The sequence below is a fragment of the Bifidobacterium sp. W8104 genome, from assembly GCF_016100735.1.
In the GTDB taxonomy this organism is placed as follows: domain Bacteria; phylum Actinomycetota; class Actinomycetes; order Actinomycetales; family Bifidobacteriaceae; genus Bombiscardovia; species Bombiscardovia choladohabitans.
Window position 1 is genome coordinate 1,710,736 of record NZ_JACFRW010000001.1, and the last position, 26,357, is coordinate 1,737,092.

The following is a 26,357-nucleotide window of genomic DNA, read 5'->3' on the forward strand; positions in this document are numbered from 1 at the left end:
GAGGGACATGACGGATTCTCAAGAACAGGGCACAGCTGGAGGACCTGACCGCCAGGATCATGATGGGGGCGACCAGCCCTTGTACGGCGCGCGCGCCGATCGTTATCCAGGATGGAATCCGTACATATACGGTCGCCCGGATCCCGAACCCAAGGCCAAGGAATCCGACTCGTCCCAGGGTAGCCCCACCAACCGGCCCATGCCCATGGCGGGGCAGCCGGGCCCCGGTGGCGGCGGGAATCCTGGCAATCCCCAAACAGCCCGTCCTGGCACTCCGGGATGGCCTCCCCAGGGCATGCCCAATTTGAACGATCCCTCCCAAAATCCTGTCTACGGTCACTGGGATCCCTGTGCCATCATCGCCTTTTTCATGGCCCTCTTTCTTCCAATACCTGTGGTTCCAGCTCTGCTCGGCGGCATTTCCATGTATCGGACACGTCACCTGCATATGAAGGGCTACGGGCTGGCCATGGCTGCCCTGATCATCAACCTGCTCTTCACTCTGGCTTGGCTCTGGCTGCTGGCCAACGGCATTTCCCTGAACGACTTCTACCAGCAGATGATGCCGTCGCCCTCAACGGGTGGCGGCGGCTCTGGCGGGGATGGCGTCAGCGCCTGAACTCTCAAGGTACAGGTGCCGCCAGTGTCAGCAGAAGTTTGCGCACCTGTGCAAGCTCATACCCCGTGGGCTGAGAGCAAGAAGCTGTGAAAGAGTGCCAGGAAGGACCTGGCAGTTATGGGCCTGGCGGTACCATCGATTGAGGCGGTGATGTCACTTCCCGGAAGTGAGCATTGGCGCCAATGAGTATTCATGCCTGTGCGACTGATGTCAGCCTTGAGACTGATGAGTTGCAGGTCTGCCAGTGGGGAGAGGTTCATTCGAATGGTGCCGGATGTCAATATTGTCGTATTCGACGGATTCGAACCCCTGGATGTCTTCGGGCCCTTTGAGGTTTTCATCAACACAGATGGCGCCTGCGTGCGGATATTCTCCTTGGATGGTCCTGGCGTGAAAGTCAGCGAGGGCGGTGCCAGGGTCGAGGCCCTGGGACCAGAGGAGATCGATCCCAGGGGGATTCTGCTTATACCGGGCGGGTCGGGCACGCGCGCCCTGGTTGACGATGACCGCTGGCTAAACAATCTGCGGAGCCTGGTTGCGCAGTCTTCGCAGGTGCTGACTGTCTGCACGGGTTCGGCTCTGCTGGCTGCTGCCGGTGCTCTGGATGGTCGGCGGGCCACCTCCAACGATCTGGCCTTTGACTGGGTGGTCAGCACGGGTGAGAGGGTGGATTGGATCAAAGAGGCCCGTTGGGTGGTCGATGGAAAGTTCCGCACCTCCTCGGGCATCTCGGCTGGCATCGATATGGCCTTGGATTATGTTGAAGATACTTGCGGGCCCGAGGCTGCGGACAAGGCCAGCACCCAGATGGAATACATCCGCAACCGTGAGTCCGGTTATGACCCTTTTGCACGGACGAAAGCGTAACGACACGCCAGATTGCATAATTATGCATTTTGTCGCATGACTATTTATGATGGTGCCCGGTGAAAGGAGCGTTCATGCACCAATATACAGTGGCCGTGGTGGGAGCCTCCGGGTATGCCGGTTCTGAAATGATCCGGCTCATGGCCGCTCACCCCGCATTCCGGGTATGCACGGTCACTGGGCGCGATTCAGCGGGTCGACAGCTGGGGGAGTTCTCGCCCAATCTTCCCAATTCACTGGCCTCGCTACAGATTCAGACCACGGATCCGAAGGTCCTGGCTGGCCATGATCTGGTGGTGCTGGCCCTGCCCCATGGTGCCTCCGGTCCCCTGGCAGAGCAGCTGGATCCACAATCCTTGCTGGTCGATCTGGGTGCCGACCATCGGTTGGAGGATCCGGTCGATTGGCAGGACTACTACGGCGGCCACTTTTTCTCTCCCTGGACCTACGGGATGCCGGAGCTATTGACGGCAAAGGGCGTCCGTCAGCGTGAACTGCTCAAACACGCCCGCCGGATAGCAGGTCCGGGTTGTAACGTAACCGCAGTCACCCTGGCTTTCCAACCGGCCCTGGCTGCCGGATTGGTGCAGGCCGACGACCTGGTGGCCGATCTTGCCGTGGCTTACTCGGGTGCCGGTCGCTCCAGCAGCAGGATGGATCTGCTCGCGGCCGAGGCCATCAACTCAGCCCATCCCTATTCGGTCGGCGGCACCCACAGGCACATCCCTGAAATCCTGCAGAACCTGCGCAAGGCAGAATCTGCCGATCCGGACCTCGGTGGAGATCGTCAGCCGATTCGCTTGGGGCTGACCCCCATCCTGGTGCCCATGTCACGTGGAATCCTGGCCGTGGTTTCGGCCAGGCTGAACGCGCGTGGACGTGCATTGGGGGCGGAGGGCATTCGCGCTGTATGGGAAAAGGTCTATGCCAAGGAGCCGTTCGTTGATTTGCTGCCCCAAGGCAGACTCCCCTCCACGGCCGACGTGTACGGTTCGAACCTGGCGCAGGTTCAGGTCCTTGCAGACGAACGCGCCGACCGTCTCTATGCTTTCGCAGCCATCGACAACCTGACCCGGGGCACCGCCGGCCAGGCCCTTCAGGCCGTCAACCTGGCCCTGGGTCTGCCCGAGGAAACCGGTCTGACAACCATAGGAGTGGCACCATGAGCATCACCTACGCCGCGGGCTTCCAGACAGGCACCGCCATCGCCCACCGCCCGGGAGGCTCACGCCGCCGCAACCTGGCCCTGGTTGTCAACAAGGGGCCCATGGACACTGCCGTTGGCGTCTTCACTCCCAACCGCTTCCGGGCCGCTCCGGTCATCTGGACCAGCAGGATTCTGGAAGAGGGTCGGGCAGGAGCCGTGGTCATCAACTCGGGCAATGCCAACGCCTGCACGGGTTCAGAGGGTCTGGACCAGGCCAAGGCCATGGCTGAGCGGACAGGCAGGAATCTGGGCCTGCCAGCCGAGCGGGTTGCCGTCTGTTCCACAGGGATCATCGGCCACCTGCTGCACCTGGACCCCATACTGGCCGGCATCGACCAGGCGGCCCAGGAGCTGTCGACCAGCCAGGAGGCCGGCGAGGCGGCAGCCAAGGCCATATTGACCACCGACACCTGCACCAAGACCGTGGCCCTGGACGGCTCCGGCTGGCGGCTGGGCGGCATGGTCAAGGGCTCGGGGATGATCGCCCCGCAGCTGGCCACCATGATCTGCCTGATCACCACTGATGCCATTGTGGAGCCTGATCAGGCCCGCCGCGCTCTGTCCGAGGCCTGCCGGCTCAGCTTCAACCGGATCGATGTGGACGGTTGCATGTCCACCAATGACACGGTCCTGCTCATGGCCTCCGGCGCTTCCGGCGTTCGTCCTGACCCCGATCAGTTCCAGGAGTTGCTCAGCCAGGCCTGCGGTGAGCTGTCCCGCCGCATTGTGGCCGATGGTGAGGGCAGCCGCCACCGTATCCGCATCCAGGTGGAAGGGGCCGAAAGTGAGGACGCGGCCCTGGCCTGTGCCCGCGCTGTCTCCGGCTCCACCCTGCTCAAGTGCGCCGTGGCTGGTGAGGATCCCAACTGGGGTCGCGTAGTGGCCTCCCTGGGCACCGTGCCGGTTTCGACGGCGGCCTATGATCCGGACCATGTGGATGTCAGCTTCAATGGAGTCAAAGTCTGCCAAGGGGGCCGCCCCGGACAGGATCCCTCCCTGGTCGACATGCACGTGCCCGAGGTCCATATCGATATCGATCTCGGGCAGGGCGACAGCCAGGCCACGGTTTGGACTGACGATCTGACCCACGAATATGTGACCATCAACGCCGACTACCACACCTGATCCGGCACATGCGCACGAGCGTGAGGCACCGGAGGCAGAAGCGGCAATGAGGAAAGGGAAAAGGATGGCAGATGGCGAGCAGGAGGCAGAAGCCGAACGGGCCCTGGACGATGTCAGCAAGGCCCAGGTGCTGATTGAGGCCCTACCCTGGCTGGAGGAGTTTGCAGGTCAGCGGATCGTGGTCAAGTACGGCGGCCATGCCATGGTTGATGACCACCTGCGCCGGTGCTTTGCCCAGGACATGGTCTTCCTGCGGCAGGTCGGCATGCACCCGGTGGTTGTCCATGGGGGAGGCCCCCAGATCTCTGCCATGCTTCAGGCCCTGGGCATCCCCTCGGTGTTCCGCGGTGGTCTTCGGGTGACCACGCCGGAAATCATGAAGGTGGTCCGCATGGTCCTGACCGGTCAGGTGGGCAGGGATTTGGTCGGTGCCATCAATGCCCATGGTCCCATGGCCGTCGGTCTGTCTGGAGAAGATGCCGGTCTGTTCAGCGCTGCCCGTCGTACCGCTATGGTGGACGGTCACCCGGTGGACTTGGGCCTGGTGGGCGAAGTCGTGGCTGTGGATGCTTCGGCCGTGGAGGATCTGATTGATGCCGGGCGGATTCCTGTGGTTTCTTCGGTGGCTCCGGACGAGCAGGACGCCACCCAGGTGCTCAACGTGAATGCCGACGCCGCCGCCTCTGCCCTGGCTGCGGCCTTGGGCGCCAGAAAGCTGGTCATTCTCACCGATGTGGAGGGACTCTATGCCAACTGGCCTCAGACCGATTCCCTGATTTCCAGCATTGGAGTGGATCGTTTGGATGGTCTGCTTGGAGACATGAAGGCGGGGATGCGTCCCAAGATGGAGGCCTGCCTGCAGGCTGTGCGTGCCGGGGTCAGTCAGGCCCACATCATTGACGGGCGGCAGCCGCACTCCATGCTCACCGAAATCTTCACCCAAAACGGGATCGGCACCGTGGTTGTGCCGGGTCATGAAATGGTCATGAGGAGGAGCCATGAACAAGGCTGATCAAGATTGCGCCAACGTCGCGGAGCCAGCCGAAACGGTTGAGGGTCCCCGGAGTCGCCAATGGGCCGATCGCTATGACCATGTCCACATGCAGGTCTTCGGAAGGCCGGGCAGGGTCATGGACCACGGCCAAGGCGCATGGATATGGGACATCGACGGCAATCGTTATCTGGACATGTTGGCCGGGATCGCGGTCAATGCCCTGGGCTACGCCCATCCTGCCTGGAACAAGGCCCTGGCCGAGCAGGCCGGCAAGATGGCCCATATCAGCAACTTTTTCGCCTCCCGGCCTCAGATTGAACTGGCCGAGCGGCTGCTGGAGCTGGCCCAGGCCCCGGATGGTTCACGCGTCTTCTTCTGCAACTCCGGAACCGAGGCCAATGAGGCGGCCATCAAGCTGGCCCGGCTGCATGGCACTCGCATGGGCGGCCATCCCGGGCGGATCCTGGCTCTGACGCATAGTTTTCACGGTCGCAGCATGGGCTCCCTGAGCCTGACCTGGAAGCCTGCCATCCGTGTGCCCTTCCAGCCCCTGGTGCCGGGGATGGGCTTCCTGCCCTCCGGCGACCCCAAAGCCCTGGAGGAGGCCTTCACAGGAGAAGAGGCTTCCGACCAGCCAGTGGCCGCTGTCATACTGGAGCTCATCCAGGGTGAGGCTGGCGTGCTGCCGCTGGAGCCCGACTATGTGGAAAAAGTGCGTGAGCTCTGCAGTCGGCATGGTGCATTGATGATTCTTGACGAGGTGCAGACCGGCATGGGCAGAACCGGCCACTGGTTCGCCTTCCAGGATCAAAGCCTGTCCGGCGGTGCCTGCCCTGATGTGCTCACCTTCGCCAAGGGGGTGGCCGGCGGCTTCCCCATGGGCGGGATGATCACCTTCGGCTCCGGGCCTTCCGGTCTGCTGACCCCTGGCACGCACGGTTCCACCTTCGGTGGCAACCCCCTGGGATCGGCCCTGGCGCTGACCACCCTGGAGACCATCCAGCGGGAGGGTCTGCTGGAACGGGCAGAGCGGATGGGGAAGAGGCTGCGCGATGGCATAGCCGCCTGCGGCAACCCCCTCTTCACTTCGGTCAGAGGCAGGGGTCTGCTGGATGCCATCCAGCTGAGGTCCCCCTGTGCCAGCAAGGTGGCCGCCTGGTGCCTGGACCACGGGCTGATAGTCAATCCCGTGGCCCCTGATGCCCTGCGTCTGGCGCCGCCGCTGATCATCCAGGCCGATCAGATCGACCTGGCCGTTGACATTCTCTCCAAGATCCCGATCCGTCTCGGGGACGTGGATTCGCCGCAGGGTGATCGGTGATTTACAGCATTCAGAGACAATCGTGACGACACCGTAAGGGAGGCAGAGATGAACAGCGGTTTGCGGCACATGCTTCGTGACGACGACCTCAACCACGAGGAGCAGCTGGAGGTGCTTCGGTTGGGCATGGCCTTCAGGGCCAATCCCTATTTGTCCAGGCCGTTCCAGGGTCCTCAAGCCGTGGCGATAATCTTTGACAAGCCCAGCACGCGCACCAGAACCAGTTTCTGCGTAGGCGTGGCCCAACTGGGCGGCTACCCCATGGTCATCGACAGTCCTGGTTCGCAGCTGGGCCGTGGCGAGCCCGTGGCGGACACCGCCAACGTGCTGACGCGGATGACATCCGCCATAGTCTGGCGCACCTTCGGACAGGATCGGGTGGAGACCATGGCCGCCCATGCCAATGTGCCCGTCATCAACGCGCTGACAGACTCCTTCCACCCCTGCCAGGTCCTGGCCGACTTCCTGACCCTGGCCCAGCACCGGGGCGGGGTCGACGCCCTGGCTGGCATGACCATAGCCTACCTGGGCGACGCAGCCAACAACATGGCCAACTCCTATCTGCTGGGCGGGGCGGTGGCCGGCATGAACGTGCGGATTGCCGGCCCCCACGGCTTCCTGCCAGATCCGAGCCTGGTTGACCAGGCGCGGACCCTGGCCGCTGAAAACGGAGGATCCATTCTGGTCACCACGGATCCGGTCCAGGCCGTCGAGGACGCCGACTGCATCTTCACCGACACCTGGGTCTCCATGGGCGAGGAGGACCAGTACGACGTTCGCTCCCATCCCTTCCTGCCCTATCAGGTCAACGCCCGACTTATGGCCCATGCCCGCCCGGATGCCCTCTTCCAGCACTGCCTGCCCGCCTACAGGGGCCGGGAGGTGACGGCCGAGGTCATCGACGGCCCCCAGTCCGTGGTCTGGGACGAGGCTGAAAACCGGTTGCATGCCCAGAAGGCACTGATGACCTGGTTGGTGGCACGCTCCCGGGGTGACGAATCCCTCCTGCAGGGGGTGTGCTGATGCGTCCGACGACCAAGGTGGCCCGGTTGGATGCCATCCGCCAGGCCCTGAACCGACATCGGGTCAACTCCCAGCAGCAGCTGTCCTCCCTCCTGGCTGAGCAGGGCATCGAGGTGACCCAGGCCACCCTGAGCCGGGACCTGGACGACCTGCATGCCACCAAGCTGCGGTATGCAGACGGGAGCATGGCCTACTGGATTCCCGCCACCACCGATCAGCAGGCCATGGAGGCCGCTGCCGCCGAAGGGCCCGAGGTCGAGGGGGAGAACAAGACCGACGCCTACCTGGCCAAGATCCTGACCGGGCTGATCACCTCGGTGGCCCGGGCCCGCAACCTGTTGGTGGTAAGAACCCCGGCCGGCGCCGCCCAGTATGCGGCTTCCGCCCTGGACCGTCAGCCCATCAAGGGCATCCTGGGCACCATAGCCGGGGACGACACGATTCTGATCATCGCAGCCGACGATGAAGCGGCATCATCCCGGGCCGACTGGCTCATGACCATCGTCTCCGGCCAGGAGGACTCCCGGGCCCGATGATCGGTGAAAGCGCGAACTGAATATCTGCAAGTGTGAAATTAGAAGGAAAGAGGATCGCCATGACCGAAAACAATCGCATCGTGCTGGCCTACTCGGGCGGCCTGGACACCTCGGTGTCCATTCCCTACCTCAAGGAGCGCACCGGCAAGGATGTGGTGGCCGTCTCCCTGGATGTGGGCCAGGGCGGCGAGCGTCTGCAGACCATCCGCCAGCGGGCCCTGGACTGCGGGGCCGTCGAATCCGTCGTGGTGGATGCCCGGGACGAGTTCGCCAGGGATTACTGCATGCTGACACTCAAGGCCAATGCCATGTACGAGGGCGTCTACCCGCTGGTATCGGCCATCTCCAGGCCGCTGATCACCAAGCATCTGGTCCAGGCGGCCCACCAGTACGGTGCCGACACCATTGCCCACGGCTGCACCGGCAAGGGCAACGACCAAGTCCGTTTCGAGGTCTCCATCATGTCCATCGACCCCTCGCTGAAGGCCATCAGCCCCATCCGCGACCTGGGATTGATGAGGGATGTGGAGATCGCCTACGCCAAGGAGCACCACCTGCCCATCGAGCAGACCGAGGAGAGCCCCTATTCCATCGACCAGAATGTCTGGGGACGGGCCATCGAGACCGGCTACCTGGAGGATCCCTGGAACGGGCCCACCAAGGACGTCTATTCCTACACCGACGACCCGGCTTTCCCGCCGGTCGAGGATGAGGTGACCATCGACTTCGAGCAGGGCATCCCTGTGCGCATCGACGGCAGGGCCGTCACCCCCCTGGAGGCCATCGAGGAGATGAACCGCCGGGCCGGAGCCCAGGGGATCGGACGCGTGGATCTGATCGAGGACCGGCTGGTGGGCATCAAGTCCCGTGAGCTCTATGAGGCACCCGGGGCCGTGGCCCTGATCACCGCCCACCAGGAGCTGGAGAACTGCTGCCTGGAGCGCGAACAGCACCGGATCAAGCGCGACATCGACAAGCGCTGGGGCGAGCTGGTCTACGACGCCCAGTGGTACTCGCCGGCAGTCCGCTCTCTGAACGCTTTCATTGAGGAGACCCAGCGCTACGTCTCCGGCCGCATCCGTATGGTTATGCACGGGGGGCGGGCCGTGGTCACCGGTCGGCACTCCGACAGCTCCCTCTACGACTACAGCCTGGCCACCTATGAGTCCGGCGATAGCTTCGACCAGAACGCCTCCAACGGGTTCATCGCCATCTACGGCCTGGCAGACAAGGTGGCCGCCGCCCGTGACATGCGCTTCGGCAACGGCATCGCACAGGACGGACAAGAGCGGTGAGCAGCGGCGACAAGCCCATGGCCCTCTGGGGCGGGCGTTTCAGCAGTGGGCCCTCGCCGGCCCTGGTCGAGCTCAGCCGATCCACCCAGTTCGACTGGCGGCTGGCCGACGACGACCTGGCTGGTTCCCGAGCCCACGCACGGGCCCTCAACCGTGCTGGACTGCTGGATGATGGCGAGCTGGCACGCATGGAGCAGGCCCTGGATGAGCTTCAGGATCAGGTGGATTCCGGCGCCTTCGCCCCTGAGCCTGGCGATGAGGACGAGGCCACGGCCCTGGAGCGCGGCCTCATTGACATAGCGGGGGACCAGCTGGGCGGCAAGCTGCGGGCCGGACGCTCGCGCAACGATCAGATCGCCACCCTGATTCGAATCTGGCTGCGTCGTCACGCCCGGGTGCTGGCCAAGGACCTGCTAAGCACGGCCCAGGCTCTGATGGATCAGGCCCGTGCGGCGGGTACCACGGTCATGCCTGGCCGCACCCACATGCAGCATGCCCAGCCTGTCCTCCTGGCCCACCAGCTCATGGCGCATGTCTGGCCTCTTGTCCGTGACCTGCAACGCCTGAGGGACTGGGATAAGCGTGCCGATGCCAGCCCATATGGATCTGGCGCGCTCGCTGGCACCACCCTTGGTCTGGATCCCCTGCCAGTGGCCCGGGATCTGGGCTTTAGCCGGGTTTGCGCCAATTCCATCGACGGGACAGCCGCCAGGGATGTGGTGGCCGAATTCGCCTTCGTCGCCGCCATGATCGGCGTGGATCTGTCCAGGCTGGCCGAGGAGATCATCATCTGGAACACCCAGGAGTTCGCTTTTGTACGCCTGGATGACGGCTACTCGACCGGTTCCTCCATCATGCCCCAGAAGAAGAATCCGGACGTTGCCGAGCTGGCCCGAGGCAAGGCCGGTCGACTGGTCGGGGATCTGGCAGGCCTGCTGACCACTCTCAAGGGGCTGCCGACAGCCTATGCACGCGATCTGCAGGAGGATAAGGAGGCGGTCTTCGACCAGGTGGACACCCTGGAGGTCCTGTTGCCCGCCTTTGCCGGCATGGTCGCCACCTTGACCTTCAACAAGGACCGCCTGGAGGAGCAGGCCCCCACAGGATTCGCCCTGGCCACCGACCTGGCCGAGTGGCTGGTCAGGCAGGGTGTGCCCTTCCGGCATGCCCACGAACTCTCCGGGGCCTGCGTCAAGCTGGCCGAGGGTCGTGGTTGTGAGCTGGCCGACCTGGATGACGACGATTTCGTCAAGGTTTTTGCTGACTGGGTGCCCGCAGATCGGGCTCCGGAGGTTCGCTCGGTCCTGACCGCCGGGGGAGCCGTGCGCGCTCGCCGGGGCCAGGGAGGCACTGCACCGGAGAGGGTCAAGGAGCAGATGGACCAGGCTGCACGTGCGCTGGAGGAACTGAAGACCTTCGCCGACTCGCAGTCTGATGGGCCTGCCTACCGTCCCCCCAGGTGAAGTTTCTGATATTCGCCGGACCGGTGGCCGCGCTAGAATGCCCAACGGCAATTCCTCAACAGGAAGAGTAAACGGTGAAAGGCGGCGGCGAACATGAATCCGGTGGCACTGGTCCAGGCTTGGTGGGCCAAGCAGCACATCACTCTGGCCAAGGAGCCGCCTGGTTCCCGCCAGGGGTTGTGCTTGCCTCCGGACCAAGGCCGCGACCTGGAGCCATTGACCATGCTGGTGGTGGGCGACTCCATGGCGGTCGGTTGCGGGGTAAAAAACCAGAGCCAGGGCTTCGTCCCTGATATAGCCGCCTGCCTGTCCGCCCGACTGGGACGTCCGGTATCCTGGTCGACCCAGGGTCGGCTGGGGGCCACCATCCGCAGGGTGCGCTACCGTTTCCTGCCCGCCCTGCAGGATCATCCTGATCTACTGGTTCTGTGTGCAGGATCCAACGACATCATGGCCAACCGCACCGACGAGCAGTGGCGGGATGACCTGGCTGCCAGCATCGAGCTGGCCAAGGGCAAGGGCCGTCGGGTGCTGGTCCTGAGCTCCGGTCAACTTTATCGGGATCCTGCCCTGGGCCGGGCGCTCAGGGCCGAGGTGGAGCGTCGGATAGCCCGCCAGACGCAGACCAGCCGTCAGGTCTGTCAAGAGGCCTCGGTGCCCTTCGTGGATGCCACCCGCGACGACGTTGGCACCGACCGACCCGACTTCTGGGGCATTGACCACTTCCATCCGGGGGTCGAGGGTTACCGGCGCATGGCCTCCTGCGTGGTCGACCACATTCCCCAAGACCTGATCGATCAGTTGTCCGTGACCGCGCATTCATGAATTCCACGCTGCAGTCGCCCTGCCTTAGCGAAACAGTTAGCGGTCAATAGTCAATCGACAGCGGCTGATCCGCAATGAATGATCAGCCCGGCTTCATGTCTTGGTGACTCCGGCTTGATGCGGCCTTGTCTGCGGCGGTCCGGGGCCCTGCCGTGTCGGTATCTGTTGCAAGAATAGTAGGGTTTAGCATACATTCATCAAATATTCGATAGGGAGTAGCCTCTCATGTCGCAGGTCACCGATTTCAGGCAGGCGGGTTTCGACTCGCTTTTCGACGAACTCAAGTGGCGCGGTCTCATTGCCCAGTGCACGGACGAGTCCGAGCTCAGGAAGGTGCTGGCCGACCCCTCGGTGACCTATTATTGCGGATTTGACCCCACAGCTCCCTCACTGCACGTGGGCAATCTGGTCCAGCTGCTCAACATGCGCCACCTGCAGGCCGCGGGTCTGCATCCCATCGCCGTTGTGGGCGGAGCCACCGGACTTATCGGCGACCCTCGGCAGTCTGGGGAGCGCACCCTGAATCCCAAGCAGACCGTGGCCGAATGGACCGAGCGCCTGCGTGGACAGATCGGGCGCTTCCTGGATACCGAGGGAGACAACCCCGTCCGGTTCGTCAATAATTATGAGTGGACCGGGTCCATGAGCACCATCGACTTCCTGCGTGATGTGGGCAAGAACTTCCGCATGGGCACCATGCTGGCCAAGGACACGGTGGCCCGCCGTCTGGATTCCGACGAGGGCATCTCCTTTACCGAGTTCAGCTACCAGGTGCTCCAGGGCAACGACTTCCTGGAGCTCTTCGACCGCTACGGGTGCAGTCTGCAGCTTGGCGGCAGCGACCAGTGGGGGAACCTGACCAGCGGTCTGGACCTGATCCGCAAGGTTCGCAATGCCTCTGTCAACGTTATGACCAGCCCGTTGATTACGGACTCCCAGGGCAAGAAGTTCGGCAAGTCCGAGGGCAACGCGGTCTGGCTGGATCCCACCATGTTCAGCCCCTACCGCTTCTACCAGTTCTGGTTCAACCAGCCTGACGACCAGGTGGTCAAGTTGCTGAAGACCTTCACCTTCCTGCCCAAGGCCGAGATCGAGCGTCTGGGGGAGCGGACCGCCCGGGATCCTGGTGCCCGCGAGGCCCAGAAGGTCCTGGCCTGGCAGGTGACCTCCTATGTGCACGGTGAGCATGCCGCCCAGGGGGCCATCGATGCCTCGAGTGCCCTCTTCGGTCGTGGCAAGACCCTGGAGGAGCTGGACGAGGATGTGCTGGATTCTGCACTGGACGGCCTCAAGGTCGATGATGGTCAAGGCGGACGAGCCCTGCCTGCGGCCAGCGAGGGTCAGCGTCTGGTGGAGGCCGGAGTTGCGGCCGGACTCTTCCGTTCGGTCTCCGAGGCTCGGAAGACTGTGGCCTCGGGCGGTTTCTACCTGAATAACCAGCGTGTCGAGGATCCGGATCAGGTATTGGGCAACAAGGACTTTCTGCACGGGCGCTTCGCCCTGGTTCGCAGAGGAAAGAAGGCCCTGGGCGCACTTGAGCGTCGGGCCGGCAAGTAGGAACGCAGGAATTAAGGACACTGATGGCAGAAGAACACAATCATTCCCGGAGCGATCGCGGACGGGACCGGGGCGGTTCGCGCCCAGGCGGCTTCCGGTCGGGCGGCCGTCGCTCTTCGGGCTTCCACAAGGGCGGTTCTCACTCGGGCGGGTACCGCTCCGGAGGATATCGTTCAGGAGGTCACCGTTCCGGCAACTTCCACAACCATGACGGCGAAGGCGGCGAAGAGCGTCGTTCCGAGAACAGGAATGGCCAGCGGCCCTTCCGCGGGCGAGGACACGACCGGTTCGACCGTGACAATCGCGGATACAGGCATGACCGTCAGGATGGTCACGGCGGCTTCCGCAGGGATTCCGATCGGGACCGGCATTTCGACAAGCGTGACGACCGCCACGGCCGTCGGCAGGATGGCGACCGTCCACGTCGCGACTTCCACGCCAACAGGAACGGCGGCTACAGGCATCGCGATCATGACAACGACGGCGGTCGGTCGGGGTATGGCTACCAGCGGCATGATCGTGACCGTGATCGTGGTCAGGGCTTCCACGGAGACCGTCGTCGGGGTGACGACCGTAGGTTTGGTCGTCGACAGGATGAACGCTCTGGCGGTGATCGTCCATGGAACAACCGCTCCCGGGATGACCGTCCACGTCAGGACCGTTCACGTGGGGACCGTCCCTATGGCAAGCGTTCTTATGGTGACCGTTCTCATGACGACCACCGTCAAGGCGGCTATCGGGGCGACCGTTCCCATGGCAACAGGTATCAGGGCCAGCATGGTCACGACGACCGACGCGGGGCCTATCAGCGTGACCGCCAGAATGGCTATGACCGCGGTCGTCGCAACTCTGACGGAACCATCTCCTACCCCTCGCAGAATCCCTACACGGATCGCCGGCCTGGCGAGCCCAAGATGCCCAAAGGCCTGGAATGGTCCATGCTCTCCAAGGATGATCGCCTGCGCCTGCGCGGGCTGAGCAAGGAGCATGCGGAGAACATCGGACTGCACATCCTGGCCGCCTACGCGCTAGAGGAGACAGACCCTCAGGGAGCCTTGGCTCATGCCAAGTGGGCTGCACGACAGGCCTCCCGGATCGATCTTGCCCGGGAGACGCTGGCCCTGGTGGCTTACCGTCAGGGCGACTACAAGCTGGCCTTGAAGGAGTTCCGCACCGCACACCGCATGAACGGCTATTCTGATTACCTACCCTTCATCGCCGACTGTGAGCGTGGTCTGGGCAATCCCCGCAAGGCCATTGAGGAGGCCACCTCCGAGGAAGGCAGTCAGCTGCAGGGCGAGTCCAAGGCGGAGATGTTCCTGGTTTATGCCGGAGCCTTGGGCGATCTGGGCCTGTGGGACAAGGCCATCGAGACCGTTCAGGCCCTGGTCAAGGCCCGGGGGCTCAGCGGCGACTACCGGATGCGTGCCGTGCAGGCCGAGCAGAACTTCCTCGAACAGGCTGGTCGCAGCCAGGAGGCTCTGGAACTGGAACCCTTGCTGGACCGGCTGGAAGCAGAGTATGCCGATGAGGATGAGGACGATCAGAAGGACGGGCAGTCCGAGGAGATCCTGATTGACTACGACCTGGAGCACCTGGATTCGGCCATGATGGAGGATCTCTCCATCGACCCGGATGGCGGCGAGGATGATTCGGATGAGGCTGAAGCTGAGACTGAGGCCGCCGAGTCTGATGTCACCGATGCATCCGATCAGGGTGCCGATGACAGCCTGGTTGAGGAATCTCCAGAATCAGTTGCTTCGGACGATTCAGCGGACTCAACTGACACTGGTGACTCATCTGATTCGACTGATACATCCGACGCAGTTGATTCGACTGGTTCGTCCGACTCAACTGGTTCATCTGAAGTGTCGGAATCTGAAGTGCCGGAATCGTCAGATACTGTGAAGCAACCCGGGGGGGAGTCCTCTCGCCTTGATGCAGAAACTTCGGACGATGGGTCTCAAAGTGACCAGAACGGTAGCGAAGCTGACGTGGCTGTCGCCGATAAATCTGCTGCTGACAACGGTGACGCGACTGTCCAGGCTGCAGGATCCGAGGCAGGCGCTATCGATCATGAACCTGAACAGGCCAAGGATGAGCAGGTCAATGAGTCCGATACGCCTGATGAAGCTAGGACTGAATAGTGACCGTATTCCTCAAAGGAACTGACGACGCTCCGGCAAAGACCTATCATCTGGCACTGCTTGACCTGGATGGGGTGGTCTACCGGGGTGCTGACCCTGTCGAGCATGCGGCCGAGGGCATCGACCGCGCTCAGACGCTCGGCATGCGCATGGCCTACACCACCAACAATGCATCCCGGTTTCCCCATGTAGTGGCCGATCAGCTGCGCGGGTTCGGTCTAACCCTGGACGATGGCCAGGTCATCACCTCGGCCGTTGTCGCCGCACGAATGCTGCGCCGACACCTGCAGGAGGGCGCCAGGGTGCTGGTCATAGGATCCGATCATCTACGTGATCAGATCCGCCTCAACGGAATGGTGCCGGTAAGCAAGGCCGCAGATAAGCCAGAGGCCGTCATTCAGGCCTGGTATCCCGAGCTGAGCTGGCAGGACCTGGCCCAGGCCGCCTTTGCCATTGAAAATGGTGCACGTTACTTCACTACCAACAAGGATCAGACCCTGCCCCGTGAAGGTGGCATGGCGCCCGGCAATGGAGCTATGCTCCAACCGGTGATTCTGGCTACCGGAAAGCAGCCGGAGGATTCGGCCGGTAAGCCGGAATCGGCCATGTACGACGAGGCTCGGCAGCTGTTAGCGGATAGCCAAGAGAAGATTTTCGACGTTGACCGATGCCTTCCCGTGGGCGATCGTCTGGACACCGACATCGAGGCAGCCAACCGGGGCGGGTACGACTCCATGGTCGTCCTGACAGGCGTGGCCCGAACCCCCGCCATTCTAACTGCACCGGCCAAGTTGCGGCCGACCTATCTGGCTGAAGACCTGCGCGGCCTGACTGCGCCACAGCCCCAGCCCAGTAAGGAGGCAGACCAAACCTGGCACTGCGGCGGCCAAACCGCAAGGGTGGACGATGACGGGCATGTCACCCTGCGCGCTCTTGAGGCAGGTGGCGATCCCCTGTCTGATTTGGATGCTGTGCGAGCCTGTGCCTGTGCGCTCTGGGAGTACCAGGATCGTGGTGGAGACATGGACTCGCTGGATCTGCCCGCCTTTGTCGTAGGGGCATAGCGGACATGTCTGAAGAGGTCAAGTCCGGACAGCCTGAAGCGAGCGAATCATCCCAGGAATCCAATCACTACGGGCTACATGGGCAGTCTGATCAGACCGAGCAGCCTGTAGAGTCCGAGCGTTCTGAGTGGTCTTCACGAGCAGTTGATGAGGATACGACTGCGTCAGCATCTGAAGAGCCCATGGATAAGCAAGCCATGGCTCCTCTTTTGGAGCGTTTCCCTGATTTGGCTGACTTGGATAATCTGGATGATGCCCAACAGGTCGAGCTGCTCGGGAAAGTGCTGACCGGTCTCAAGCAGGACCTGGAGCGGGAGGGCAAGTGAACAATGAGGATACGGTCGTCAGCGCTGGGGACGGTCGGCGAAGAACCGTGGCTCTTGCCCACGACCGGCTTGACCGCATCCTGCCCGCACAGGGGTTGACGGATTCGCGTGCCAGAGCCCAGGCTCTGATTCGTCAGGGACGGGTTACGGTTAACGATCATCTGGCTTCACGACCTGCTCAGAGTGTTCAGCCAGGCGATGTGATCCTGCTGGACCCGGGCGATGGCTATGCCTCTCGGGGAGCGCTGAAGCTGGAAGGCGCCCTGACGACTTTTGCGGCGCAGGGGATGGCTGGTCCGCGGGACAGGCTCTGCCTCGATATCGGGGCCTCCACGGGCGGCTTCACAGACGTCCTGCTCAGGCATGGTGCACGACGAGTTATCGCCCTTGATGTGGGCCACGGACAGTTGCTTGAACGGATTGCCGCTGATCCTAGGGTGATTGACATGAGCGGTGTCAACATACGCGAAGTTCAGCCGGGGGACCTGCCTTATCGTCCGGAATACGTGGTCTCGGATGTGTCTTTTATCTCGCTGACTTATGTCATTCCAGTCCTGCCTGCCTTGCTGGCGCCTGTTGCCAACTGCCTGCTGCTGGTCAAGCCCCAGTTTGAGGTCGGACGTAGTCTGCTGGGTCATCATGGCATTGTGACGGACGAGGACAGCAGGCAAGAGGCTTTGGAGCGGGTCTTGGCCTGTGCGCGTGAGCATGGATTTATTGTCCGTGCTACCATGCCGTCGCCCATAACCGGTGTCCATGGCAACATGGAATATCTACTCTGGCTGTCTTGGCCACAGTCGGCTTAAAGCCTGTGGCTTTCCGCTTCCCGCACGACACACCAGACTGGACAGAATCTACAGTTGCGGTAATATAAATGAGTTGTCAAAACGAGGTCCTCGTCGAGATGACATGCGCCAGTAGCCCAACGGATTAGAGCAGCTGACTACGGATCAGCAGGTTGCAGGTTCGAATCCTGTCTGGCGCACCACGCGAAAGCCATACAGCCGCAATGGCTGCGGGGCTTTTCCATTGCTTGCGGAGTTTCCCCAAAACCCGATTTTGTGTGACATCTGTGTGACAAAGGTCTCGCAAAGGGAAAGCCCCGCCGGAGCGGGCCAGTCCGTTGGAATCTGGTTACTGTTTGAGGTGCTGCATAGCGTATGCCGCTTCTTCAGGGGTAAACTTCTCTCCGTACTGGCTGGTGAGTTGCTTCTGGATTTCTGCCGAGCTCATGTGCATTTTCTGGTAGTCTTTGGCTGTGGCGAGGGCATTGGCCTTGTAGTCGGCTTTGAGGTTGTCCACGGCGTACTGGGCGTCCTCAGGCGTGTATTTCTCATCTCTGGTGAGCTCATCGTAGATGCCCTGCTTGCTCGAGTGCAGTATTCTCTCGTCATCTTTGGCTGCGGCGAGGACATTGGCCCTGTCGTCGGCTTTGAGGTTATCTACGGCGTACTGGGCGGCCTCGGGCGTGAATTTATCCTCTCTGGTGAGCTCATCATAGATGCCCCGCTTGCTCATGTGCATTCTTTTCTGGTAGTGGTTGGCTTCGGCAAGGGCATTGGCGTTGTAGTCGGCTTTGAGATGGTCTACGGCGTACTGGGCGGCCTCGGGCGTGAATTTATCCACGCTGGTGAGCCTATCGTAGATGCCCTGCTTGCTCATGTACAGGAGCTCAGAGTAGTCTTGCGCCTGAGCCAGAGCCGCCTGGTGATTGTCAGAGTCAGGGTTAGCAGGTTTTTTATGAGCTTTTATAGTTTTCTTCATCTTGTTCAGTTGCTGTGATATGGCGGCTGTCTCGATCTTGGGGACGCTGATTGGCAACTTGATGTTTGATCCTGCGGTTGCGGAAAAAACAAGAATGGCAACGACGGCGATGACGACCCAGAACCAGACCTTCTTATAAATCGGCTTTTCCTCCGGCGGCTGCATCCACGGGGGTACTGGTGTCTGTGGGGTCTTTGGAGTCTGTGGGGTCTGTGGGGTCTGTTCAGCGTTGGACATGACTTATCCCTCTTTCTTCATCCTCTATGACTACCAGCAGGCTACCAGCAAGTCCAGAACTGCTTAGTCAGCTGGAAGGTTCCTGAATTTTCAGGTGTGGCGAACACGAGGGGTAACAAATATGTGGAATACGACGACTTACGACATATCCGACAATCGTTTGGCACAAGCAATTGTGGCGCTTGTCGGAGATTGCTTAATGAGTCGAAAAGTCAATAACACCAGCTGATGCAGCGTTTTGTCATCTCGGGTGGGGAGGATACAGTGGTACAAGTCGCAAAAAAGAAGCTGCCTCTTAATCAGCATGTCAGTGGCTTGAACCCTGTGGCGGCACAGAGTCAATCCCCCCCCCCCCCCACAGACGCATAGGTTGTGGAGGCTTGTCTCTTGCTTTGATGATTCGTCTGAAACACGATTTTGTGCGACATTTAAGCGACAAAGTCTTCGCAAAGGAAAAGCCCGGCCGGAGCGGGCTGGTCCGTTGGAATCTGGTTACTGTTTGAGGTGCTGCATGGCGTAGGCCGCTTCTTCAGGGGTAAACTTCTCTCCGTACTGGCTGGTGAGTTGCTTCTGGATTTCTGCCGGGCTCATGTGCATTTTCTGGAAATATTTGGCTGCGGCGAGAGCATTGGCCTTGTAGTCGGCTTTGAGGTTATCTACGGCGTACTGGGCGTCCTCAGGCGTGTATTTCTCATCCCTGGTGAGATTGTCGTAGACGCCCTGCTTGCTCAAGTGCAGTATTCTCTCGTCATCTTGGGCTGCGGCGAGGGCATTGGCCTTGTCGTCGGCTTTGAGGTGGTCTACGGCGTACTGGGCGGCCTCGGGCGTGAACTTATCCTCGCTGGTGAGCCTATCGTAGATGCCCTGCTTACTCTTGTGCAGAACCTCAGAGTAGTCTTGCGCCTGAGCCAGAGCCGCCTGGCGATCGTCAGGGTTAGGGTTGGCAGGGGTTTCAGGGTCCTTTGGGGTTTTCTTCATCTTGTTCAGTTGCTGTGATATGCCGGCTGTCTCGATCTTAGGGACGCTGATTGGCAGCTTGATGTTTGATCCTGCGGTTGCGGCAAAAGCAAGAATGGCAACGACTGCGATGACGATCCAGAACCAGACCCTCTTGTAAATCGGCTTTTCCTCGGGTGGCTGCATCCATGGGGGCACGGGTGTCTGTGGGGTCTTCGGAGTCTGTGGGGTCTGTTCAGCGTTGGACATGACTTACCTCTCCCTTCATCCTCTATGACTACCAGCAGGCTACCATTTATTCTGTACGATGGTCGTGCCTGGGGGGGGGGGGGGGGGGGCCGGTTCGTGCTTTGCAGCCCGTCTGGTTCGAATCCGGTATGGGCTGGTAGCCCTGGTTGATTTGGAGGGTGGCGTCGGGTTCGCAGACGATCCGATATTCGAGGGGTTGGCGAGCTTCAGCGCGGTTTCGCGCCTTGTACGGCGTTCCAGACGCAGACCGTAACGCCTGTTCTAGTAGCATCGGTGTGCTGCCAGTGGATGGTCGCCCGTCTTGACCGTGTCCAAGCACATAAGGCGCCTTCTTATCCTCTGAGAGTCGAAGGGAATCCACAGTCAGAGAGGATAGGGGCTAGGCTTTCCGTCATACGTTGCTCGGCCCTGCGGATGACCACCCTGATGTCCGACACGATATAGTCGCAGATCTCATTGGCAACGGCTATGTCTATCGGAGGCTTTGCATTTAGCCAGTCCGACATTGCGGATCTTGCATGGCCCAGGGCGTCTGCCACCTTGCCTTGGCTGTATCCGTGTGAGGCGTGGAACTCTCAACCCTAAATCAATGTATTTCCGTACAACATCGCTCTGTTGTGAACAGTACTGGTCATGCAAGCACTAACCTGCATTTCTGGTGAGCAGTAACTGAATCCATTGCGGTAGGCTGACCGATGCGTCATCAACCCTTCCGGTTAGTCATACTTAGAAGCACAGCTATATCACGCAAAGAACCACGAGGAAGGTCAATACAGCTCTAAATGGATGCATGTATATCCGCGGACATCTTATTGATGCCTTACTTTAAATATTGAATTATGATTATCAACTAATTACTTTTTCTTGTTGGACAAAATTGAACTAAACCTTTTCTACTCGATATCGAAGCATGGTCAATCCCGCAAAGATTCCTGCGCCTATTAGACTAACTGCCGCTAGAATTGCGGTATTCGTAGGACCGACTAAGTCTGATAACCAGCCGGTTAGAGATCCTCCGATAAGATATCCGACCGTACCTACCGCGCCTATAGTGGACATTACAGAAGCTCTATATTCATTTGGGGAGAGAACTTGCTCAAGTAATTCTTCAATTACATTGGCAATTGTATAGAATAAAGAAAATACAAAAAAGCTGCAGAAAGCGAAAATCAGAGATTGACCGCTCAATGCAAACGCGCAGAAGGCTATTCCAGAAGCGATGAGGGACATTGGCAAACTTTTTATTGCTGATCGGGTATTTGAGGAAAAAGGTGCAGCTAGTGCTGCTCCGATAAGTGCCCCAATGGATCCAATCGTGTTCAAATACCCGTAAACAGAGTTTGGAGCATGTAACACCGTACGGGTGAAAACAACGAGTAGAGTTTCTTGTAGTCCGAGGCCGAACCAAAGTGCAAGAACAACAATGGACAGGGCAGCAAGAAGTCGTTCCTTTTTGATAAGGTCTAAAACATTTTTTAATCGAATGGTGGTTGAAGAAATTATCCCTTTTGACTTAACCCAGAAGGAAATACTATGACTTTCGCGAAAACCATTGTGTGAATCGACAGCTCGCTTCGAATTATGCTCCTCATGTGAATAGCAACCGTCAAGTGAAGCAGCAATTAAGCTACCAAAAGCAGCAACCGCAAATACAGCGATACTGTTGAAATTGGTGAGCAAACCGTCAAGGGCGCCTGAGGCGATACCTGCAGCATTGATCATGAAAGATAAAACAGAATTGAGAACTGACAGTTTTGAATCTGAAACTAGTTCAGCAGCTTTTGCATATCGCGCTGGCTTCATAACCGCAGCTATACTTGTTATAACAAAAGCAAGAATAAATGAAACAGCAATGTTATGGTTAAATGCGAGCAACAAACAACAAAGAGCTCGTAGCGTTCCACCCACTGCTAAAACAATTCTGCGATTATATTTGTCAGCTATACCAGAAAATAGCGGAGCTACAATTAAATTTGGCATAAAGGTAACTAAAAAAAGGGCACTGACCGCTAGTGGCGACGATCCCGAAATATCGTATACATGAATGGTCAGTAAGAGATTGACGATTCCACCGACAAGACTGGTAAAGAAAGCACCAAGCGATAATGTAACCAATGGTTTGTGTCTCAAAACGTCTTTGAGGACTACGAATGTTGTCGCTGCTTTGCTTAACATGTGGCATACATCCTTCGTCTACTTATGGCTCAGTCAGCAGAATGTTGTTAACCTTCAAGGATTTCATCGTGTTGAATTCAAATTCCTTAATAAATAATATTATGCCTTCCATGATTTGTTTATCTCTGATTTCAAAATGGCCGATTTGGGTCTAGTAAAATCCGCGCTTCGGCTCAGTACCGTATTTTATGCTCCACGAGTTTAGGTTCAGGTGCTTCGGGGACTTCTTAATCAAATCTTGTCTTCTTGAAAACGATATGCTGCATCTTTGCGGCATTTATATATCAGATTTCCCATGTTGGTTCTACTGCTCGATATGCGTACAGCCATTAGGTATTCTTCATATATTTGTTCGCAATCAGAACTAAAATCCCGGCGATTCCAATAGTAGTGATTGTGGTATTTAGATCCGCACTCCAACCTATGATTGAGTTACAGACCTTGCCAATCAAGCACCTAGCGAGCTCGGAATATTAAGAACAGTGGAGCGCTGATCAGACGGAATCAGACTATTCGCAACTGCCGAAGTTATGGGTCCCCTTCCATTCATACCCATTACGACAAGCAGGAATCCGATCGCTACAACGATTGGTGAAGGAACTGCCATGAGCGCGAAACCAGCTGCCCCTATAGTAAAGGCTAAAAAGAGAGCTTTTGATCTTCCCAGGTATACCTCAAGCTTGTCAGAAAGGTAGCTATAAACTGCGGCTAAAATAAGAGCAGTGGATGACAGCAAGCACCAGTATGACATAGGCAAATTCGTATGTTCATATAAGGGTTGATTTAACGCATAAACAGCGTTGAAAAGCACGAACGAAGCGTTAGATGTGATGCTAACGAAAGCGAGAACAGGCCTTCTTATCAATACGTTTGCTCCCTTCATCAAATCCTGCAGAAATGACCTCTTGCTTGTACTGTGTTTGCAATTGCTCACAGGGATAGAAGGCAGTCTAAGCATGAATAAGAACCCGATGAACGGGACAATAGCGGTTGCATGTGCGGGAAACGAGATATTTAGGTGAGCGAGGTAGGATCCGCACAATGAGGCAAGCACGCCACTTATGAGTTCCAGTGATTTACAGAAGCCGAAGACCCCTATCGCAAGCTTGTCTGCATCCTTATTAAGAGATTCGTAAACATATGCTTCTAATATGCTTGAGATTAGCGCAATGCTGAAACCACTCATGTCGTAGAACACCACATACCAAGCAAAGCCCTGGCCTAGAGCATAGACTATATTTGAAACAGCACTAAGCGCAAACCTAATATAATCGGCGCTTTCTATCAACTTTATCCGCCAAACACCAGAGGGCATCTCGACTAACAATATTGAGAGGAGAAGCACGCTTTTCAGTGTGAAAATCTCTGAGTCGTCTAGGCCTCTGGAAGTAAGAAGGACAGCACTTACAGGAGTATAAAAAGTAAGGGCAGAAGCAATTTGGCCACATGCTATCGTGGAAAGACCTTTAGACCCTTTCACTGCCAATCTTGCAGTTGAACTCATTCTTATTTTATTATAATTCTCTTTCTTGGGCTGATGGAGAATATAATTTATCCGGTCACTTTTCCGTATCGTGAGTGTATCCAAAAACGCTCACGGTTGGACCTACGAATGAGTCTGCAATTTCAATCAGGTTTTCTATATTCGCCTTCGTATAAACCCTACACTGTGTGGTAAATACGGAGCGTTGATCCTTCGCCTAATACAATGTCGTTCAATCCAGTTGATTCGCATCAAGATGGCTTCAAGCTCTAGTGACAAAGAGCTACGCTTGGGATGCGTCATAGGAATAGGTGGTTCACTAATGCTGAGGCAATATTCGAAGCAGGGCATAATGCAGATATGGCAGGATCGTAGCTGGCTAAGACTTTTGTATTTGAGACCTTAAGCGGGTTCCGGTTCGACGTGATGTTCTCCGGAATCTTGATCATTGTTCTTCTTATCTGAAGCCGGATGAAGCATGTCATTGAATGGATTTGGTCTTCACTGTAAGTGTTCGTGATGGTTCTTAATGGTTTGTCGGATTGATGCTCTCTGAACGATGGCACGCAGACGATGAGATGTTCATAGGAGTTGAGAACCGAATATGTTCGAACCGATGCGCGGATCTCCGATATTCCTGAAGGCTTTTCAGCAAGGTCACAGACCTGCGGCAGCAGGGTCAGCCTGGTACGGTCAAGGGATTGACCGTGAGATTGTTAATAACCATCCTGTATTGGATAAAAGTTTGATGTCTGCAATCTTCGAAAAATGATATGCAATTATTTATCATTTTTCTGATAAGGCCGTTACCTTTGTGCTCCGAAGTGGTCCTATTATTGCTGCAAATTCAAAACTATAGATTAGTGGTTGTTGAACTATAGTATTTTAATAATTTTACTTCTTCATACGTCAGCTGTTCGTTTGTGCAAAATCCAGGAGAACGAGAGAGACTTTTGCGTTGCTCGGGTAAACAGACAGTTTAATTTTTTTTTGAAGCAGGTAAGGATTACCGATAGACAGTATATGACGATTGTCTCTAATCTGAGGTAAAAAATCGTTAACGTAAGTTGATCATTTGGAGCAACTATCCAAATCTCAACCCAGAGACTCAATTAATCTATCAACTTTAGGTGACACCTTGGAATTCTATACAAAACATGTTCGGCAGACCCAAACCATCAATTCTTTTGAGCAAAAATGCCACCCCCCCCCCCTGTCGCCCGGTACCACGCTTGCGGGGGGGGGGGCAGCAACTGACGGGGAACCCTCACTCATTCCCCGGTCATGCCCTACTTGCAGAATTGGTTCGATACAAGAGGGTAATAATGATTTTGTTAGTCATTTATATCCGTTTATCTCCCGTGGTTGATCAAGATTTTAAATAGATTATGACATATACAATTGCTACTATTTGACTGTATCGAATAACACTATAGACGAGCTAATGGTGGAGAAACTAGTAGATTTAGATTAAATAGTCGTAATTTGTATGGATGCTGTCGCTCTAGAACGAGACGTTCACTCATATAAAGTAATACTAATCGGAGATAAAGGCCTCGGATATTTTCATGGACAATTTATTAAAGAATAGGAACAACAGATTATATCTTTCCTCAGTAGTTACGGATAACTTTGGGAGTTCTTTAATGATGTTTGCGTTACCTCTCATGGTACTGGATATAACAGGTAGCGGAATACATCTGTCATTTATCTCTGCAATCGAAACAATACCGTTCCTTATCTTGGGTCTTCCGATAGGTGCGATAATAGATAGATTAGATGTAAAGAAGATCATTGTCTTTAGTGATTTGATCAGGTTGCTGAGTTATTCGGTTCTTGCTCTCGCATTGGCGTTGAAAATACCGTTAGCATTTATGATTTTTGTCATTTACATAGTTTCGCTTGCAGTAAGTGTTATGAATATTTTAAGTACAGTGTCGGAAATTACTTTTGTTTCATTTTTAGTCAAAAAGGAGGATTTTTCGAAATTAAACAGTACGGTTTACGGAATACAGTATGGTGTCAATTTCGCTTTACCCATACTAGGGGGAGTGCTGTATAAATATTTTCCTAACAGTTTGCTGACTGCAATTTGCGCGGTTTTCTATTTAATTAGCCTATTGCTGGTGAATAATATAATTCTGGTATCCCAGAGCGACCCTTCTGCAAGGTTATCCTCTGTTAAGTACAGTATAAATGTAGTATTCACAGATATAAAGGATGGGGTGCGATACACTGCTAAAATTCGCGCTGTTCTGTACCCTCTTGTGCTTGCCGCCTTGGTTAATATAGCATCGGCTAACTTTCAGAACGATAGTCTGATCGTCTTACGTCAACAAATAGGTCTTTCTTCTGACCAAATTGGTTTGATTTTGTCCATCGCAGCAGTCAGTGCCCTAATTGGAACAGTCGTAGTAAATTGGTTAAATAAAAAAATCGAGTTTGGTAAACTTTTGGTACTGTCGATTATTGCTGGATCTCTATTTCGGACAGTATTTGCATTAAGCACGAATTTAGTAATTTTAGTTTCTTCTATTGCATGCATTGCGATTAATGAGTCGATTCTCAATATCAGTATAATCACGAATCGACAGAATGAAGTTGGGCAAGAATATCTTGGTAGGGTCACGAGTATATACAAGGCAGTTCTAATCGGTGTGAATTCTATAGGCTATTTACTTGGCGGATTTGTTGCCAATAAGATAGGTTCAAGATTAGGAATCGGAATATCAGCGGTTGAACTTTTCGTAGTCTCAATAGTAGGTATACTGTTGATGACTTTTGTGAGGGTGCATAACGATTAGTTTCACCGTGAAAGATATCCATGAGGACTTTATCGTTAAAGAGAATAGTTATATCTGAGATAGGGGCGGGATGCTTTGATAAAGCTATCGATCCAATTTCCGCGGAGTTTTCAGAGCATGCTATAGTGCATCGACCTACAAAGCGACAGTTTTCTAAAACAAATGCAGCTCAGGGGCTGCTTTGCGTGCGTCGTTGACTACTGCTTTGACTGGGACTTCATTGATAGCCAGCTTCTTGAGTGCAATTTTGGCGCATGGATTCGGGGTTCGTTAGCTTCTTATGTATGCCAGTGGAGCAGTGATTAAGCCATTGCTTTTG

Annotated in this window: 21 protein-coding genes and 1 tRNA gene; 18 read left to right on the forward strand and 4 right to left on the reverse strand. The window is 56.9% G+C overall.

The features are described 5' to 3' along the window. Positions 1 to 7: 7 nt before the first annotated feature. From H3U89_RS06745 to H3U89_RS06825, 17 genes are all read left to right on the forward strand, one after another. Entirely contained in the window at positions 8 to 619 is a 612-nt protein-coding gene (locus tag H3U89_RS06745; protein ID WP_198179980.1) for a DUF4190 domain-containing protein, read from the forward strand. A 264-nt stretch (positions 620 to 883) separates the two neighbouring features. Then, positions 884 to 1,486 (forward strand): DJ-1/PfpI family protein, encoded by a 603-nt coding sequence (locus H3U89_RS06750; protein WP_232345570.1) that lies wholly within the window; start codon positions 884 to 886, stop codon positions 1,484 to 1,486. 74 nt (positions 1,487 to 1,560) lie between these two features. Further along, complete coding sequence (gene argC / locus H3U89_RS06755) at positions 1,561 to 2,652, forward strand: N-acetyl-gamma-glutamyl-phosphate reductase (RefSeq protein WP_198179976.1); 1,092 nt, start codon at positions 1,561 to 1,563, stop codon at positions 2,650 to 2,652. Next, positions 2,649 to 3,818 (forward strand): bifunctional glutamate N-acetyltransferase/amino-acid acetyltransferase ArgJ, encoded by a 1,170-nt coding sequence (argJ, locus tag H3U89_RS06760; protein ID WP_198179974.1) that lies wholly within the window; start codon positions 2,649 to 2,651, stop codon positions 3,816 to 3,818. The genes argC and argJ overlap by 4 nt, the downstream gene beginning before the upstream one ends. 64 nt (positions 3,819 to 3,882) lie before the next feature. Next, positions 3,883 to 4,830 carry an acetylglutamate kinase gene (argB, locus tag H3U89_RS06765; protein ID WP_045935516.1) on the forward strand — a complete coding sequence of 316 codons (948 nt, stop codon included), beginning with the start codon at positions 3,883 to 3,885 and terminating at the stop codon, positions 4,828 to 4,830. Then, positions 4,817 to 6,133 carry an acetylornithine transaminase gene (locus tag H3U89_RS06770; protein WP_198179972.1) on the forward strand — a complete coding sequence of 439 codons (1,317 nt, stop codon included), beginning with the start codon at positions 4,817 to 4,819 and terminating at the stop codon, positions 6,131 to 6,133. Before argB ends, H3U89_RS06770 begins: the two co-directional genes overlap by 14 nt. 48 nt (positions 6,134 to 6,181) lie before the next feature. Further along, positions 6,182 to 7,156, forward strand: coding sequence for an ornithine carbamoyltransferase (argF, locus tag H3U89_RS06775; RefSeq protein ID WP_198179970.1), 975 nt, complete (start codon positions 6,182 to 6,184; stop codon positions 7,154 to 7,156). Further along, positions 7,156 to 7,692, forward strand: a complete 537-nt coding sequence (locus tag H3U89_RS06780; RefSeq protein WP_198177529.1) for an arginine repressor — start codon at positions 7,156 to 7,158, stop codon at positions 7,690 to 7,692. The genes argF and H3U89_RS06780 overlap by 1 nt, the downstream gene beginning before the upstream one ends. A 59-nt stretch (positions 7,693 to 7,751) precedes the next feature. Then, positions 7,752 to 8,987, forward strand: coding sequence for an argininosuccinate synthase (locus H3U89_RS06785; RefSeq protein WP_198179968.1), 1,236 nt, complete (start codon positions 7,752 to 7,754; stop codon positions 8,985 to 8,987). After that, positions 8,984 to 10,450 (forward strand): argininosuccinate lyase, encoded by a 1,467-nt coding sequence (gene argH, locus H3U89_RS06790; RefSeq protein ID WP_198179966.1) that lies wholly within the window; start codon positions 8,984 to 8,986, stop codon positions 10,448 to 10,450. The genes H3U89_RS06785 and argH overlap by 4 nt, the downstream gene beginning before the upstream one ends. A 93-nt stretch (positions 10,451 to 10,543) precedes the next feature. Then, positions 10,544 to 11,275: an SGNH/GDSL hydrolase family protein gene (locus tag H3U89_RS06795; RefSeq protein WP_198179964.1), complete on the forward strand. Its 732-nt coding sequence runs from the start codon at positions 10,544 to 10,546 to the stop codon at positions 11,273 to 11,275. Between the two features lie 225 nt (positions 11,276 to 11,500). Continuing rightward, positions 11,501 to 12,832: a tyrosine--tRNA ligase gene (gene tyrS, locus H3U89_RS06800; RefSeq protein WP_198179962.1), complete on the forward strand. Its 1,332-nt coding sequence runs from the start codon at positions 11,501 to 11,503 to the stop codon at positions 12,830 to 12,832. 23 nt (positions 12,833 to 12,855) lie between these two features. Next, a complete protein-coding gene (locus H3U89_RS06805) occupies positions 12,856 to 14,979 on the forward strand; it encodes a helicase (RefSeq protein ID WP_198179960.1) in 2,124 nt (707 codons plus the stop codon). Further along, positions 14,979 to 16,043 (forward strand): HAD-IIA family hydrolase, encoded by a 1,065-nt coding sequence (locus H3U89_RS06810; RefSeq protein WP_198179957.1) that lies wholly within the window; start codon positions 14,979 to 14,981, stop codon positions 16,041 to 16,043. The genes H3U89_RS06805 and H3U89_RS06810 overlap by 1 nt, the downstream gene beginning before the upstream one ends. A gap of 182 nt (positions 16,044 to 16,225) precedes the next feature. Beyond that, positions 16,226 to 16,369 carry a hypothetical protein gene (locus H3U89_RS08410; RefSeq protein ID WP_232345572.1) on the forward strand — a complete coding sequence of 48 codons (144 nt, stop codon included), beginning with the start codon at positions 16,226 to 16,228 and terminating at the stop codon, positions 16,367 to 16,369. Then, complete coding sequence (locus H3U89_RS06820; protein ID WP_415873561.1) at positions 16,366 to 17,175, forward strand: TlyA family RNA methyltransferase; 810 nt, start codon at positions 16,366 to 16,368, stop codon at positions 17,173 to 17,175. The genes H3U89_RS08410 and H3U89_RS06820 overlap by 4 nt, the downstream gene beginning before the upstream one ends. A gap of 105 nt (positions 17,176 to 17,280) precedes the next feature. Then, positions 17,281 to 17,357: transfer RNA gene (locus H3U89_RS06825), tRNA-Arg, on the forward strand. Positions 17,358 to 17,503: 146 nt separating this feature from the next. Here the strand turns inward: H3U89_RS06825 and H3U89_RS06830 are convergent. The 4 genes from H3U89_RS06830 to H3U89_RS06845 all read right to left on the reverse strand — a co-directional run bounded on the left by H3U89_RS06830 (position 17,504) and on the right by H3U89_RS06845 (position 23,339). Continuing rightward, the gene (locus H3U89_RS06830; protein WP_198179947.1) at positions 17,504 to 18,370 is read right to left on the reverse strand and encodes an Ltp family lipoprotein; all 867 of its coding nucleotides are present in this window, start codon (positions 18,368 to 18,370) and stop codon (positions 17,504 to 17,506) included. Positions 18,371 to 18,862: 492 nt separating this feature from the next. Then, entirely contained in the window at positions 18,863 to 19,576 is a 714-nt protein-coding gene (locus tag H3U89_RS06835; RefSeq protein ID WP_198179945.1) for an Ltp family lipoprotein, read from the reverse strand. An 882-nt stretch (positions 19,577 to 20,458) separates the two neighbouring features. Beyond that, positions 20,459 to 21,751 (reverse strand): MFS transporter, encoded by a 1,293-nt coding sequence (locus H3U89_RS06840; protein ID WP_198179943.1) that lies wholly within the window; start codon positions 21,749 to 21,751, stop codon positions 20,459 to 20,461. Between the two features lie 448 nt (positions 21,752 to 22,199). Continuing rightward, the gene (locus tag H3U89_RS06845) at positions 22,200 to 23,339 is read right to left on the reverse strand and encodes an MFS transporter (RefSeq protein ID WP_198202420.1); all 1,140 of its coding nucleotides are present in this window, start codon (positions 23,337 to 23,339) and stop codon (positions 22,200 to 22,202) included. 1,463 nt (positions 23,340 to 24,802) lie between these two features. On the opposite strand from H3U89_RS06845, the gene H3U89_RS06850 reads away from it, so the two are divergent. Then, positions 24,803 to 26,038 carry an MFS transporter gene (locus tag H3U89_RS06850; protein ID WP_269748839.1) on the forward strand — a complete coding sequence of 412 codons (1,236 nt, stop codon included), beginning with the start codon at positions 24,803 to 24,805 and terminating at the stop codon, positions 26,036 to 26,038. Positions 26,039 to 26,357: the final 319 nt, after the last annotated feature.